This is a genomic window from Luteimonas sp. Soil_N_1 (assembly GCF_057656255.1).
In genome coordinates, this window is record NZ_JBDGKS010000001.1 from 1,405,128 (window position 1) to 1,419,996 (window position 14,869).

Below are 14,869 nucleotides of genomic sequence, written 5' to 3' on the forward strand. Positions count from 1 at the left end.
CGTGCCCACGAAATCCTTCCACCGTACCGACCGCGTCTCCGCCCAGCTCCGTCGCGAGCTCGGAACGCTCGTGCGCGAGGCAGTCTCCGAACACGGCTTGCCGTCTGTCAGCGTGTCCGACGTCGAGGTCACCCGCGACATGGCCCACGCCAAGGTCTTCGTGACCGCGCTGCAGTCCGAGCGCGCCGACGAGGCGATGAAGGGCCTCAAGGCCGTCGCGCACGAGATCCGCTTCCGCCTGGCGCGTGCGGTGAAGCTGCGCCACGTGCCGGAGCTGCATTTCCATTACGACGATTCGGTCGATCGCGGCGAGCGCATCGACAATCTGCTGCGCGATCTCGACGACGGCCGTCCGGCCGAGTGAGTCCGGCGCGGCCACACGGCCGCATCGCAAACGCCCACGCACGCGCCCGCCCATGACGAGCCGCACCCAGCACAACCGGCCCCGCACGAAGTTCCGCAAGCTCGACGGCATCCTGCTGCTCGACAAGCCGCGTGGCATGAGTTCCAACCAGGCGCTGCAGCGCGTGCGCCACCTGTTCCGTGCGGACAAGGGTGGCCATACCGGCAGCCTTGATCCGCTGGCGACCGGCCTGCTGCCGGTGTGCTTTGGTGAGGCGACCAAGATCGCCGGTGGCCTGCTCGGTGCACGCAAGGCCTACACCACTGTCGCCCGTCTGGGGCAGGTCACCGATACCGATGATGCCGACGGGGAGATCCTGCGCGAGCGCCCGGTGCCGGCGCTGACCATCGAGACCCTCGATGCCGCGCTCGGCCAGCTGGTCGGCCGCATCCAGCAGCGCCCGCCGATCTATTCCGCACTCAAGCGCGGCGGCGAGCCGCTGTACGCCAAGGCGCGTCGCGGCGAGACGGTCGAAGTCGACGTGCGTCCGGTCGATGTCCACGCATTCGAACTCCAGTCGGCGGCCGATCTGCTCGACGGCGTGCTCGAACCCGGCGGCATGCCGCAGTTGCGCCTGCACGTCGAGTGCGGCTCGGGCACCTATGTGCGCAGTCTGGTCCGCGATCTGGGCGAACTGCTGGGCTGTGGCGCGCATGTGGCCGAGCTGCGCCGGCTCTGGGTCGATCCGTTCCGCGATCCGCGCATGTGGACGCTGGAAGACCTGCAGGCCCTGGCCGCGCGCAGCGAATCGCAGCTCGAAGCCTGCCTGCTGGAAATCGAGGCCGGCATGCTGGCCTGGCCGAAAGTGCACGTCGATACACGCCAGGCCGCGCGTCTGCAGAACGGCCAGGACGTGCCGGGATCCTACGCACCGGTAGGCGAGGTGGCCATCATCGGGCCGGCCGGCCGCGCCGAAGGTCTGGGCCAGGTGGCCGAGGATGGCCGCCTGAAACCGCAACGCATGTTCCGCCGCGCCGACGCGAACGACACCGGGGCCTGAATGGCCGCCTTGTCCGGCTGTCCGGCCGGCGGTACAATTTCGCCGCCTTTTTCAAGGCACACTGCAGCATCCATCCACAGGCGGTCCGGGCGGTACGCGACGGTCACACGACCGGTCGCTGTCTTCTGCGGGACCCGCGTCCAGAGAGCATGAAATGACCAGCACCATCGACAACGGCAAGATCATCGAAGACCACAAGCGCGGCGACAACGACACCGGTTCCCCGGAAGTCCAGGTCGCCCTGCTGACCGCACGCATCGTGCACCTGACCGAGCACTTCAAGACGCACAAGAAGGACCACCACAGCCGCCGCGGCCTGCTGATGATGGTCAATCGTCGTCGCAGCCTGCTCGACTATCTGCACCGGAAGGATGCGGTTCGTTACAAGGCCCTGATCGAGAAGCTCGGTCTGCGTCGCTAAACCCGATACACACCACGGCGCAGAAATGCGCCGTGGTTCTTTTTTGGGCGTGCCAGCGCCCTGCTGGCCGGAACACGGGTTCCGGACGGTTCATCGCAAGAGACATCAAGGAATTCCAACGTGGCAAAAGTGACAAAGAGCTTCCAGTACGGCAGCCAGACGGTGACGCTCGAGACCGGCGAGATTGCGCGCCAGGCCGGCGGCGCCGTGATGGTGTCCTGCGATGGCACCCAGGTGCTGGTCGCCGCGGTCGCCAACAAGACCGCGCGCGAAGGCCAGGATTTCTTCCCGCTGACCGTCGACTACCAGGAAAAGTTCTACGCCGGCGGCCGCATTCCGGGTGGCTTCTTCAAGCGTGAAGGTCGCGCCACCGAGAAGGAAACGCTGATCTCGCGTCTGATCGACCGTCCGATCCGTCCGCTGTTCCCCGATGGCTTCCGCAACGAAGTCCAGATCATCGCCACCGTGATGTCGATGAACCCCGATGTCGACGGCGACATCCTGGCCCTGCTCGGTGCATCCGCCGCGCTGGCCCTGTCGGGCGCGCCGTTCGACGGCCCGATCGGCGCCGCCAAGGTCGGTTACAAGGACGGCCAGTACCTGCTGAACCCCACCATCTCCGAGCTGAAGGATTCGGACCTCGAGCTCGTCGTCGCCGGTACCGCGAACGCCGTGCTGATGGTCGAGTCGGAAGCGAAGGAACTGTCGGAAGACGTGATGCTCGGCGCCGTGATGTTCGGCCACCAGCAGATGCAGGTCGCCATCGCCACGATCAACGAGCTCGTCGCCGAAGCCGGCAAGCCGAAGTGGGAATGGTCCGCGCCGGCCGCCAACGAAGGCCTGATCTCGGCCATCCGCACCGCGGTGGGCGAGCAGCTCGCCAGCGCGTTCCAGGTGCGTGACAAGCTCGAGCGCAAGGACGCGATCTCCAAGGTCAAGAAGGCGATCCTCGAAGCCGTGCAGCCGCACGCCGAAGCCAACGCCTGGTCGAACAGCGAACTGTCGAAGGAATTTGGCGAGCAGGAATACCAGACGATGCGCGACTCGGTCCTCAAGACCAAGGTCCGTATCGATGGTCGCGCGCTCGACACCGTGCGTCCGATCGCATCGAAGGTCGGCATCCTCCCGCGCGTGCACGGCTCCTCGCTGTTCACCCGTGGCGAGACGCAGGCGATCGTCGCCGTGACCCTTGGCACCGCGCGCGATGGCCAGATCATCGACGCCGTCGCCGGCGAGTACAAAGAGCACTTCCTGTTCCATTACAACTTCCCCCCGTACTCGGTGGGCGAAGCCGGCCGCATGATGGGTCCGAAGCGTCGCGAGATCGGCCACGGCCGTCTGGCCAAGCGCGGCGTGCTCGCCGTGATGCCGACGATGGAAGAATTCCCGTACACCATCCGCGTCGTCTCGGAGATCACCGAGTCGAACGGTTCCTCGTCGATGGCGTCGGTCTGCGGTTCCTCGCTGGCGCTGATGGACGCGGGCGTGCCGATCAAGGCACCGGTCGCCGGTATCGCGATGGGCCTGGTCAAGGAAGGCGACGACTACGTCGTGCTGTCGGACATCCTGGGTGACGAAGATCACCTCGGCGACATGGACTTCAAGGTTGCCGGCACCACGAACGGCATCTCGGCGCTGCAGATGGACATCAAGATCCAGGGCATCACCGAAGAGATCATGAAGGTCGCGCTGGCCCAGGCGAAGCAGGGTCGTCTGCACATCCTCCAGGAGATGAGCAGCGCGCTGACCACTGCCCGTACCGAACTCAGCGAGTTCGCGCCGCGCCTGATCACGATCAAGATCCACCCCGACAAGATCCGCGAAGTCATCGGCAAGGGCGGTTCGGTCATCCAGGCGATCACCAAGGAAACCGGCACCCAGATCGACATCCAGGACGACGGCACGATCACGATCGCATCGGTCGACGCCGCCGCCGGTCGCGCCGCGAAGGAACGCATCGAGCAGATCACCTCGGACGTCGAGCCGGGCCGCATCTACGAGGGCAAGGTGGTCAAGCTGATGGACTTCGGTGCATTCGTGACGATCTCCCCCGGCAAGGACGGTCTGGTCCACGTGTCGCAGATCTCCAACGATCGCGTCGAAAAGGTCGGCGACGTGCTCAAGGAAGGCGACGTCGTCAAGGTCAAGGTGCTGGAAGTCGACAAGCAGGGCCGTATCCGCCTGTCGATGAAGGCCGTCGAAGAAGGCGAGGGCACGCCGGCCGAGTAATCGCCAGCGTTGCATGTGACAGGAAAACGGGCCGCGCAAGCGGCCCGTTTTAGTTGGGGGCGTCAACGGGGCGCGCGCGGTCGCCACGTGACACATCCTGCATCGACATCGCGGTCCGGCCCTGGGCGCCGCTCTCACTGCTGTGCGGCGGAGGCGATGCCGGCACCGTCCTCGATCGGTCACGGCCCGCATTGCAGCCGGTCAGCGCGGTACGGCACAACACCGCGCAGCGGTTGGCAAGCGAATCAGGTCGCGCTGTCGTCGGTACAGATCCATGGTGCATTGCCGTCGTGCAGCCACGCGGGCAACTGCCAGAGCGGCGGTCCGCATCAACCTGACTGCGCCATCTAGTCCCATCGGGTGAGTTTGCGAAAGGCGTTCATCTGGCAGGCTTGCGGCATGCAGACCGAAACCTCTCCCCAGACACCCGTCAAAGCTCCGACTCCCGGGCCCGCGCTGAAGCGCAAGAAGCTGTGGCATCACCTGTATTTCTGGGTGTTGCTCGGCATTGCGGCAGGCATCGCCATCGGCCTTGCGGCGCCGGAAGTCGGCGCGCAGATGAAATGGCTCGCCGATCTCTTCATCAAACTGGTCAAGGTCGTTATCGCGCCGACCATCTTCGCGACCGTCGCGGTCGGCATCGCCGGGCTCGGCAATCTCGCCAAGGCCGGTGGCCTCGCGCTCAAGACCGTCGTCTATTTCAACGTCACCACCGTCTTCGCACTGGGCATCGGCCTGGTCGTCATCAACCTGCTGGGCCCGGGCCGCATGCTCGGCCTCGACATCGCCACCTTCGACGCCTCGGCGGCCGACGGCACGCTGCAGAGCGCGGGCGCGGCGGCCGGCGACGGCCTCACCGGCTTCCTGCTGCATCTGGTGCCCAGTTCGTTCTTCGGCGCCTTCGTCGAAGGCCAGCTGATCCAGGTGCTGGTCATGGCGATCCTCGTCGCCTGTGCGATCACGATGCTCGGTGAGCGCGGCAAGCCTGCCGTGGCCGCGCTCGACACGATTGCCCAGGTGATGTTCGGCGTCATCAAGATCGTCATGTGGTTCGCGCCGCTGGGTGCGATGGGTGGCATGGCCTTCACCATCGGCGAGTACGGCAGCGCGATCCTCGGCTCGCTCGGCTACTTCATGGTGAGCTTCTGGCTGACCTGCCTGCTGTTCCTGATCCTGGTGCTCGGACCGATCTGCTGGTGGTCGGGTTTCAGCATCTTCAAGTACATCCGCATGATCCGCGACGAGCTGCTGATCGTGCTCGGCACCTCGTCGTCGGAGACGGTGCTGCCGCGCATGCTGACCAAGCTCGAAGCGGCTGGCGTGCCGAAGTCGGTCGTCGGGCTGACGATTCCCACCGGCTATTCGTTCAATCTCGACGGCACCGCGATCTACATGACGATGGGCGCGATCTTCATCGCCCAGGCGTTCGGCATCGAAGTCCCGCTGGGCACGCAGATCGCGCTGCTGGTCTTCATGCTGATCTCGTCGAACGGTGCAGCCGGTGTGTCGGGTGCGGGCCTGGTGACGCTGGCGGCCTCGCTGGCTGCGTTCGAGAGCGTGATTCCGCTTGCGGGCATCGCCTTGATCGTCGGCATCGACCGTTTCATGTCGGAAGGTCGTGCGCTGACCAATCTGACCGGCAACGGCATCGGCACGCTGGTGATCGCCCGCTGGACCGGACAACTCGACCGCGAGCGTCTGGCCGAGGTGCTCGACAATCCGTCGCTGGTCGATCCCGACCGTCTGCTCGCCGAGAAGAACGCTGCCGAAGCAGCGGCGCCGGCCGACGCCGTGCCGGTCAAATGACCCCGATGGCCGCCCGTCGACGCCGCGTGCGTTGAACGGGTAGACGCAGCCGTTGCGCACGCAACGGTTGCGCGTCCACCCCATAGCCTTTAGGTTGCAGTCCATGCCCCGCATCGCCGCCAACAATCGCAACCGCAACGCACTGCGCACGAATAATCGTGCGCGGCCGATGCGGGTGTGGGAGCTGGCGCAGCAGTAAGACAGGACGCGCAGGCACCGGAACACGAACCCGCATCGGCCGCGATGCGGGTTTTTTTGTGTCCGCATCCGGCTCCCCCGACATCGCAATCCACGACATCCCAGGAGCTTCACCATGTGTTCGATCTTCGGCATCTTCGGCCTGCAACCCGGCGACGACGCAACCGTTCTGCGCCGGCAGGCGCTCGAGTGTTCGCAGCGCCAGCGCCACCGCGGCCCCGACTGGAGCGGTGTGCACGTCGACGACCGCGCGATCCTCGTGCACGAGCGTCTCGCGATCGTTGACCCGGCGGGCGGTTCGCAGCCGCTGCTGTCCGAGGACGGCGCGCTGGTGCTCGCGGTCAACGGTGAGATCTACAACCACCAGACGCTGAAAACGGAACTGCGCGTGCCGTACGCGTTCCAGACCGCATCGGACTGCGAAGTGGTCAGCGCGCTCTACCGCGAGCACGAAGCCGACGGCAGCGGCCCGTCGGCGTTCCTCGAGCGGCTCAACGGCATCTTCGCGTTCGCGCTGTGGGACCGCGACAGCGGCCGCGCGATCATCGCCCGCGATCCGATCGGCGTGGTGCCGCTGTACTGGGGCCATGACCGGGAAGGCCGCCTGCGCGTCGCATCCGAGATGAAGGCGCTGGCCGACACCTGCGCCGATGTCGCGCAGTTCCCGCCCGGTCACTGGTACGACAGCGCGACCGGCGTGCTCACGCAGTACTACAAGCGGCCGTGGCGTAACTTCGATGCGGTGGAAGGTGTGGATGTGTCGCTCGACGATGTGCGCGAGGCCTTCGAGGCTGCGGTGCATCGCCAGCTGATGACCGATGTGCCCTACGGCGTACTGCTGTCGGGTGGTCTCGATTCCTCGCTGGTCGCCGCCGTCGCTGCGCGCTATGCGCGGCATCGCGTCGAGGACGGCGACCAGAGCGAAGCCTGGTGGCCGCGCCTGCACTCGTTCGCGATCGGTCTCAAGGGCTCGCCGGATCTCGCGGCTGCCGCAATCGCCGCCGAATCACTGGGCACCGTGCATCACGGATTCGAATACACCTTCGAGGAAGGGCTCGATGCGATTCCCGATGTGATCCGCCACGTCGAGACCTTCGACGTGACCACGATCCGCGCGTCGACGCCGATGTTCCTGCTCGCTCGCCGGATCAAGGCGATGGGCGTGAAGATGGTGCTGTCGGGCGAAGGCAGCGACGAGATCTTCGGTGGCTATCTGTACTTCCACAAGGCACCGGACGCGCGGCAGTTCCACGAGGAGCTGGTGCGCAAGCTCGATGCGCTGCACAACTACGACTGTCTGCGCGCGAACAAGTCGATGATGGCCTGGGGGGTGGAGCCGCGCGTGCCGTTCCTCGATCGCGAGTTTCTCGACGTGGCGATGCGCTTCGACGCCGCGCACAAGATGATCCAGCGCGGCAGCGACGGCTATCAGCGCATGGAAAAAGGCGTGCTGCGCGCCGCGTTCGACGGCCACCTGCCGGACGAGATCCTTTGGCGGCAGAAGGAGCAGTTCAGCGATGGTGTCGGTTACGGCTGGATCGACGGGCTCAAGGCGCATGCCGACGCGCAGGTCAGCGATCGCGAACTCGCGGCCGCGGCGAGCCGCTTCCCGCACAACCCGCCGCAGACCAAGGAAGCGTACTTCTATCGCAGCGTGTTCGAGCGTGTGTTCCCGTCGCCGGCTGCAGCTGCAACCGTGCCGGGCGGCAAGTCGATCGCCTGTTCGTCGCCTGCTGCGATCGCCTGGGACGCCGCGTTCGCGAATGCGGCCGACCCATCGGGACGTGCGGTCGCCGGCGTGCACAACGCGGCGGTGGCGGCCTGAGTGCAAGCCCTTCCTCCCGAAGCGAGGAATAGCCATTTCCGCGAGCGGATGAGGCGCGCACCTGGGGCGACGCTGAAACAATCGTCATTCCCGCCTTCGCGGGAATGACGCGCAAAACCGGACTTGATCAAAGGCGCTTCAGAGCTTGCCCGCCATCCGCGCCAGCGTCGTATCGCGCCAGAAGACGTGATGCAGCGCGACCATCGCGACGTGGCCGGCGACGACGGCGAGCAGGGTCCAGGCGATGACGCCGTGCGACAGGTTCGCCGGCGCCATCAGCCATTCGAGCTTTTCGCCGGTGGCGGGAAACAGCGGCACGCCCCACGGTGCAAAGCCGCGGCCGCTGCCGTATTCCCGCAGCAGCGCGACGGTCGGCACGTAGGCCATCAGCGCGTACAGCAGCGCATGCCCCGCGAGTGCGAGGCGGCCGACCGGCGTCGCCGGATGCGGCGGGCGATTGCGCCACTGCGACAGGCCCCAGGCGCCGCGCAGCAGGATCGCCAGCATCAGCAGTGTGCCCACCGGCTTGTGCGAACCGACAAGGAACGCGGTCAGCGGATGCTTGCCCAGCGTCAGCTTCACGCCCATGCCGGTGAACTGCCACGCGAACAGCGCGCCCATGCCCCAGTGCAGCGCCCGCGTGACCAGGCCGTAGCGCAGCGGTGAATCGGTCCAGCGAGACGGCATGGGTGCATCCAGGGCGGAAATCCGGTGCACAGTTCAGCCGGGCGCCCGCGTGCTGTCAATCGTCTTTGCAAACGCGGGAACGGCGCCACGACAGCGATTGCCGCAGACAGCTCCCGGCGTGCTGGAGACAGGCGGCGGGCTGCGGAACAAACGATCCAGCTGCCGCCTCACCATCGACCCCCGTACGGGACCCCGGCGACCCCAGCCCGTAAACTGGGTGTCACGTTTCCAGACACACGAGCAGCACAGTGATCATCCATCCCAAGGTCCGCGGCTTCATCTGCACCACCACGCATCCGACCGGCTGCGACCACAACGTGCGCGACCAGATCGCCGCCACGCAGGCGCGCGGTGTGCGCGACGACGGTCCGAAGAAGGTGCTGGTGATCGGCGCGTCCAGCGGCTACGGCCTGGCGGCACGCATCAGCGCGGCGTTCGGCTTCGGCGCCGACACGCTCGGCGTGTTCTTCGAGAAGCCCGGCACCGAGAAGAAGCCCGGCACCGCCGGCTGGTACAACTCCGCCGCGTTCGATCGCTACGCGAAGGACGCCGGCCTCTACAGCCGCTCGATCAACGGCGATGCGTTCTCCGACGCCGCGCGCGCGCAGGCGATCGATCTGATCAGGAAGGAGATGGGCGGCCAGGTCGATCTGGTCGTCTATTCGCTGGCCTCGCCGGTGCGCAAGCTTCCCGACACCGGCGAAGTGAAGCGCTCGGCGCTCAAGCCGATCGGCGAGGCCTACACCTCGACCGCGATCGACACCAACAAGGACCAGATCATCGAAGCGTCGATCGAGCCTGCGACCGAGCAGGAGATCGCCGACACCGTGACCGTGATGGGCGGCGAAGACTGGCAGCTGTGGATCGACGCGCTGCGCGAAGCCGGCGTGCTGGCCGACGGCGCGAAGACGGTGGCCTTCAGCTACATCGGCACCGAGATCACCTGGCCGATCTACTGGCACGGCGCACTGGGCAAGGCCAAGGCCGACCTCGACGCGACCGCGCGTCGCATCGATGCGCAGCTCGCCGAAACCGGCGGCAGTGCGAACGTCGCCGTGCTCAAGTCGGTGGTCACCCAGGCTAGCGCCGCGATTCCGGTGCTGCCGCTGTACATCGCCATCGCCTTCAAAGTCATGAAGGAGAAGGGTCTGCACGAAGGCACGCTCGACCAGCTCGACCGCCTGTTCCGCGACCGCATGTACCGCACCGATAGCGCAGCGGCCGAGGTCGACGATGAAGCGCGTCTGCGTCTCGACGACTGGGAATTGCGCGACGACGTGCAGGCGCAGTGCAAGGCGCTTTGGCCGCAGATCACCAGCGAGAACCTGTTCGCGCTGACCGACTACGCCGGCTACAAGCACGAGTTCCTCAAGCTGTTCGGTTTCGAGCGCAGCGATGTGGATTACGACGCCGAGGTGGATCCGGTGGCGGAATTCGATGTAATCGAACTCCGCGACTGATTGCCCACGCGGTCCGGACAGAACCCCGCACCCGCGGGGTTTTTTTGTGCCTGCCTGCCGCCGGAGCTGCAGGCGTCTCGGGCGACGAGACGCACGTCTGCTCCACTGCAGTCCCATCGTGCGACCGCCATGACCCTGTTCGCTTCCGACACTGCGATTTCCCTCGTCGACGACATCGAGGGCGGCATCCGCTACTGGCCGAGTGCCGTGGATCCGCACACCGCGATGTCGTGGTTCGAAGCGCTGCGCGACGGTGTGCGCTGGGTGCGGCAACGTCGGCCGATGTACGACCGGATGGTCGAGGTGCCGCGCCTGCTCGCGGCCTGGCCGGTCGACTTGCTGCCGCGGCACCTGCCTCTGGCGGCGATGCTGGCCTGCGTGCAGCGGCTGGCGCCCGCGCCCTATACCGGCGCCGGTCTGAATTTCTATCGCGATGGCCAGGACAGCGTCGCGATGCACCACGACACCCTGCGCACGCTGGTGCCCGGTCATCCGCTGGTGCTGCTGTCGCTGGGCGCGCCGCGGCGCATGCTGCTGCGCGCCCAGGACGGATCTGCGAAGGCGATCGCCGTCGAGCTGGCGCCGGGCAGCGTGCTGGCGATGAGCCATGCCTCGCAGCGGACGCACCTGCACGGCATTCCCAAGACCACGCGGCCTGTGGGGCCGCGGATCAGCGTCGTGTTCCGGGTGCGTCCGGAGGCGGTGCGCGACGACGACCGCTACGGCGACTGACGCCGCAGACGGTTGACGGTTCAGCGCGGCACGAGCCGCAGCGTGTGTGTGGTCGCCTGCGGCAGGAACGGCGATGCCCGTCCCTGTGCCCAGTCGTCGTGGCCCGCGCCCCAGTAGGGCGACAGCGGGTGCCCGCTCTGGCCGCCTGGCATGTGGGTGATGCCGTCGGCCTCGTGTCCGGGTGCGACGACCATGCGCTGCGAGGCGCCGAATGCCGGCCCCTGGACGCGCGGCACGGTGCCGTCGCCGGGCAGCGGGTCGGCCGGCATGCACAGGGCACGCGTGCCGACCAGTGGCAGCGCTGCCGCCAGCGGATGACAGATCGCGGCCGTGTTGCGTTCGCCCCAGGTGCGCTCGGCCAGCGGGCCGCTCCCGGCCAGACTGTCGCGCACCTCGCGGGCGGCGTCTTCGAACAGGGCCTGCCAGCCCCCGTCGACCGGCGCGCAGACCTCGTGCTGCGTGTCCGCAGTGCAGGCGAACCGTCGCGCCAGCAGGTGTGCCGGACGTTGCTGGGCCAGCGGCCAGGCGACGCCTTCGAAGTTCGGAGGATCGGGCACTTCGAACGCATCACCTGCTGCAACTGCGGCAGGCGCCGCGAGACCGGCGGCGAGACGCGCGTGCACCGCCAGCCGCCACGCACGGACGAGCCGGTAGCCGACGGACTCGACGCTGGCGTGGCCGCTCCAGTCGCGTGAGGCATCGGCCAGTGCACGCAGTGCGCTGTCGCCGGTGGCGTCATCGGCGACCTCGCCGAGCAGCGCATGCCAGCGCGACAGCAGCAGGGCGCGATCGTCGAGCTGGATCGCCAGCAGGTCGGATTCGCTGAAACGCGCGTGCGCGGCGAGGCGCTCGCGGATCTGCCAGGCGCGGATGCCCAGTGCGGCCCCGCCGTCGCCGATGCGGGCGAAGTCGGCGCCGTCCACGACACGGCTGTTGGCGGTCCACAGGCGGTCGGCGTCCGGTGAGCGCAGCAGCGGGGACGCATCGGTGGCGATGGTCCACGGTGCGCACAGGTTCGTACCCGGTGCGGCATCGCGGGCCGGTGGCGGCTGCGAGACGCTGCGGCCATCGCAGCCTGCGCCGCGCACCGGAACGGGGCCCAGCAGACGCCAGGCGATCCGGCCGCTGCGATCGCCGATGACCAGGTTCTGGGTCGGCGTGGCGGTCCGGTCGGCGACCGCGAGCGCAGCGTCGAGATCGCCGGCGTGCGCGAACTCGGCGAGACCGAAGTTCAGCGCACCGGGCAGATGGGCGGTCCAGCGCAGGGCCAGCGCAGTGCCGTCGGCATCGTGATGGACGACGGGTCCCCAGGCGCTTTCGTCGACGGCCAGCGTGACGGGTGCATCGCCGGCGACCTCGATGCGTTCCTCATGCCGCACGACCGGCGTGCAGTCCGCGGCCGGGTCGTCGCCGCAGGGCACGATCTGCTGCCAGTCGAGGTAATCGCCGTAGCTGTTGGTGAAACCCCAGGCAACATGGGTGTTGCTGCCCACGATGACGGCCGGCAGGCCGGGCAGGGTGAAGCCGGTGATGTCGACCTGTCCGCCCGGGGCACGTGGATCGGGATAGCGCAGCCGCGCGCGGAACCAGATGTTCGGCGCGCGCAGGCCCAGATGCATGTCGTCGGCGATCAGCGCGCGGCCATCGGCGGTCAATGCGCCGGAGACGGCGAAGTTGTTGCTGCCGCGCGCGGCATCCGCCGACGCGAGTGCCGCTGCGAAGAGGTCCGGGGCGGGGCCGCGTGCGGACAGGGACGCCTGTGCCTGCGCGTCATCACGTGGCGGTACCGCCAGGGCACGCAGGTCCACGACATCCGCGCCCGGCAGGACCGCATCGCCTCGCGGGCCGCCGAACAGTGGCGCATCCCAGGCGCTGCCATCGTGCGCGAACAGGGCCACCAGTGCGGGCGGCAGGGCCTGGCTGAGTCGATGCATCTCGAGCTCGCGTGCGTTGCTGGCGTCCTGCAGGTCGAAGTACATCGCAAATCCGGTCAATGCCGAGTCGGCCGGCGCCCATGGCCGGGGCGTCTGGCGCAGCACCAGATAGGGCCACGGCCGCGAGCCCAGCGCTGTGAGGCCTGCATTGGCGCCGTCCGCGTAGGCCTGCAGTTGCGGCATGCGTGCGCCGGCGACATCCGCCAGCGATGCATCCACGCGGGCGCGCATGCGGTGCACGCGATTGGCGCGATCGACATCGAGTGCGCGGCTGCCGAACAGGGCGGAGAGCTCACCGGCCGGCACGCGGCGCATCAGGTCCATCTCGAAATACCGTTCCTGCGCATGCACGAAGCCGAGCGCGCGCATCGCGTCGGTTTCGCTGGCGGCGGTGATCGTGACCACGCCATCGGCATCGCGCTCGATGGTCGCCGGCGCCACGAGGCCGGCCAGCGGCTGGTCGCCGTCGAGCGTCGGCAGGCTGGCGCGCAGCGACAGCCAGGCGACGAGGCCGGCCGCGACGAGCAGCACGACGAGTGCGAGCACCGCCCGCAGGATCCATTTGCGCATGCGCGATTCCCCGGCCGCGACAGATGCGGCGCGGTCCGATTATTCCACGGGCATGTTGCGGGCCGGCCCGGTGACTCAGTTGCGCGCGTGCTCGGCCAGCCCGGACACCACGCCCAGTGACGGATCGCCGCGCACGATACGCGCCTGCGGAAAACGTGCCTGCGCCGCGGCCTGCACATAGGGCGCGCCGGACATGCCGCCGGTCAGGAACAGGCTGTCGGGCGGCGCATCGAGATCGCCACGCACCTCGTCGAGCAGGCCGCCGATGGTGTCGAGAAAGCGCGCGCTGGCGGTTTCGAGATCGACCCGCGTGGCCGCCACGTGCAGACCCCGTTCGATGTAGTCCAGTGCGTGGTCCGCGTCATCGTGCCCGCTCAGCCGCACCTTCATGCCTTCGACGCCGCGGTACAGGCGGGTGGTGCCGCCATCGCGCTGCAGCGCCTCCAGCCGTGTGCCGAACGGCGCGTCGACGTGGCGGAAGTCGCGGGCATGGAACTCGCGCTGGCGGGGCATGTCCTGCACCGTCGCCGCCTCGACGAAGTGATGCACCGGAATGCGGCTGGCGCCCTTGCCGAACAGCGGCATGACCTGGGCCATGCTCAACGCGAGATCGACGTCGGTGCCGCCGTTGGCCACGCCCCAGGCGCGATGCACGCGCGGCGCGCCATCGCCACCGACCTCGGCCAGTGCGATGTCGGTGGTGCCGCCGCCGATGTCGACGACTAGAGTCGTGTGCCGCTGCGGGCTTTCGGCGTGGTAATGCAGGGCCGCAGCTGCAGGTTCTTCGAGGAACTCGATCGAATCGAACCCGGCCTGCGCCGCCGCGTCGCGCAGCAGGGCCAGCGCCTGTTCGCCGCCGGCTTCGCCGAGCGAACTGCGGAAGCGCACCGGCCGTCCCAGCGTGGCCGAGCGCACCGTAGTGCCGAGCTGCTGGCCCGCGGTCAGGCGGATGTGTTCGAGGATGTGCGCGGCGATGCCGGTGATCGTCTCCTTGGCGCGCGGGTGCAGGTTGAAACCCAGCATGGACTTGGGCGACTGCACGAGATTGCCGCTGCCTTCGAGCAGATAGTTTTCGATCGCCGCTTCGCCGAATACCGCGTGCTGCAGGTCCGCCGCCGACGCGTGCGCATCGCGCATGCGGGCGTCCAGCCACTGCCGGCGCACGATGCGGATCGCGTCGCGGCGCAGTTGCGCGGACGGACGCGGCGCACCGCCTGCGCGGGCCTGGTCGTTGCGCAGGCTGCGGATCAGCGCCTCGACCTCGGCTTCCATCGCGTCGTCAAGCGCGAACGCGTCGAGATCGGGCAGGGTGGTCGGGAAGAACACCGCGGTCCGGAACTGCGGGTGCCCGTCGAACTGGATGTGGACCAGACGGTCGCCGATGCGCGCAGCGGCGGCGGAGTAGCTGGTACCGAAATCGATGCCGATCTTCATGTGGACGCCCGATGGAAGGCGCCGGAGTCTACGCCGAAGCGCGCAGCAACGCATGCGACAGCGGGATGCGCGGCACGGCCGGACGGCTGACGGAGCGGGCTGCCTGAGAATGCGAAATGCATGCATTCCCATCCGATCATCGTCATCCGCAGGTCGGCATACTGCGGGCA

At 67.9% G+C, this 14,869-nt stretch carries 11 protein-coding genes; 8 read left to right on the top strand and 3 right to left on the bottom strand.

Annotation, left to right across the window (positions count from 1 at the left end; translation table 11 throughout):
- Position 1 precedes the first annotated feature (1 nt).
- From rbfA to asnB, 6 genes are all read left to right on the top strand, one after another.
- Positions 2-364, top strand: a complete 363-nt coding sequence (rbfA, locus tag AC3A4E_RS06490; protein ID WP_487630696.1) for a 30S ribosome-binding factor RbfA — start codon at positions 2-4, stop codon at positions 362-364.
- Positions 365-416: 52 nt separating this feature from the next.
- Entirely contained in the window at positions 417-1,403 is a 987-nt protein-coding gene (gene truB / locus AC3A4E_RS06495; protein WP_487630697.1) for a tRNA pseudouridine(55) synthase TruB, read from the top strand.
- 154 nt (positions 1,404-1,557) lie between these two features.
- Positions 1,558-1,824, top strand: a complete 267-nt coding sequence (rpsO, locus tag AC3A4E_RS06500; RefSeq protein ID WP_487630698.1) for a 30S ribosomal protein S15 — start codon at positions 1,558-1,560, stop codon at positions 1,822-1,824.
- A gap of 120 nt (positions 1,825-1,944) precedes the next feature.
- Entirely contained in the window at positions 1,945-4,053 is a 2,109-nt protein-coding gene (gene pnp / locus AC3A4E_RS06505) for a polyribonucleotide nucleotidyltransferase (protein ID WP_487630699.1), read from the top strand.
- 399 nt (positions 4,054-4,452) lie between these two features.
- On the top strand, positions 4,453-5,859 hold the full coding sequence (gene dctA / locus AC3A4E_RS06510) for a C4-dicarboxylate transporter DctA (RefSeq protein ID WP_487630700.1): 1,407 nt from the start codon (positions 4,453-4,455) through the stop codon (positions 5,857-5,859).
- 313 nt (positions 5,860-6,172) lie between these two features.
- Complete coding sequence (gene asnB / locus AC3A4E_RS06515; RefSeq protein ID WP_487630701.1) at positions 6,173-7,882, top strand: asparagine synthase B; 1,710 nt, start codon at positions 6,173-6,175, stop codon at positions 7,880-7,882.
- Positions 7,883-8,020: 138 nt separating this feature from the next.
- On the opposite strand, the gene AC3A4E_RS06520 is transcribed toward asnB, so the two are convergent.
- Positions 8,021-8,569, bottom strand: a complete 549-nt coding sequence (locus AC3A4E_RS06520; RefSeq protein WP_487630702.1) for a cytochrome b — start codon at positions 8,567-8,569, stop codon at positions 8,021-8,023.
- 248 nt (positions 8,570-8,817) lie between these two features.
- Here AC3A4E_RS06520 and fabV point away from each other — a divergent pair, with 248 nt between their 5' ends.
- The gene (fabV, locus tag AC3A4E_RS06525) at positions 8,818-10,029 is read left to right on the top strand and encodes an enoyl-ACP reductase FabV (protein ID WP_487630703.1); all 1,212 of its coding nucleotides are present in this window, start codon (positions 8,818-8,820) and stop codon (positions 10,027-10,029) included.
- Between the two features lie 129 nt (positions 10,030-10,158).
- Positions 10,159-10,761, top strand: coding sequence for an alpha-ketoglutarate-dependent dioxygenase AlkB (locus AC3A4E_RS06530; protein ID WP_487630704.1), 603 nt, complete (start codon positions 10,159-10,161; stop codon positions 10,759-10,761).
- 20 nt (positions 10,762-10,781) lie between these two features.
- Here the strand turns inward: AC3A4E_RS06530 and AC3A4E_RS06535 are convergent, their stop codons facing one another.
- Both AC3A4E_RS06535 and AC3A4E_RS06540 read right to left on the bottom strand, forming a co-directional pair.
- Positions 10,782-13,265 (bottom strand): penicillin acylase family protein, encoded by a 2,484-nt coding sequence (locus AC3A4E_RS06535; RefSeq protein WP_487630705.1) that lies wholly within the window; start codon positions 13,263-13,265, stop codon positions 10,782-10,784.
- A gap of 75 nt (positions 13,266-13,340) precedes the next feature.
- Complete coding sequence (locus tag AC3A4E_RS06540; RefSeq protein WP_487630706.1) at positions 13,341-14,699, bottom strand: Hsp70 family protein; 1,359 nt, start codon at positions 14,697-14,699, stop codon at positions 13,341-13,343.
- Positions 14,700-14,869: the final 170 nt, after the last annotated feature.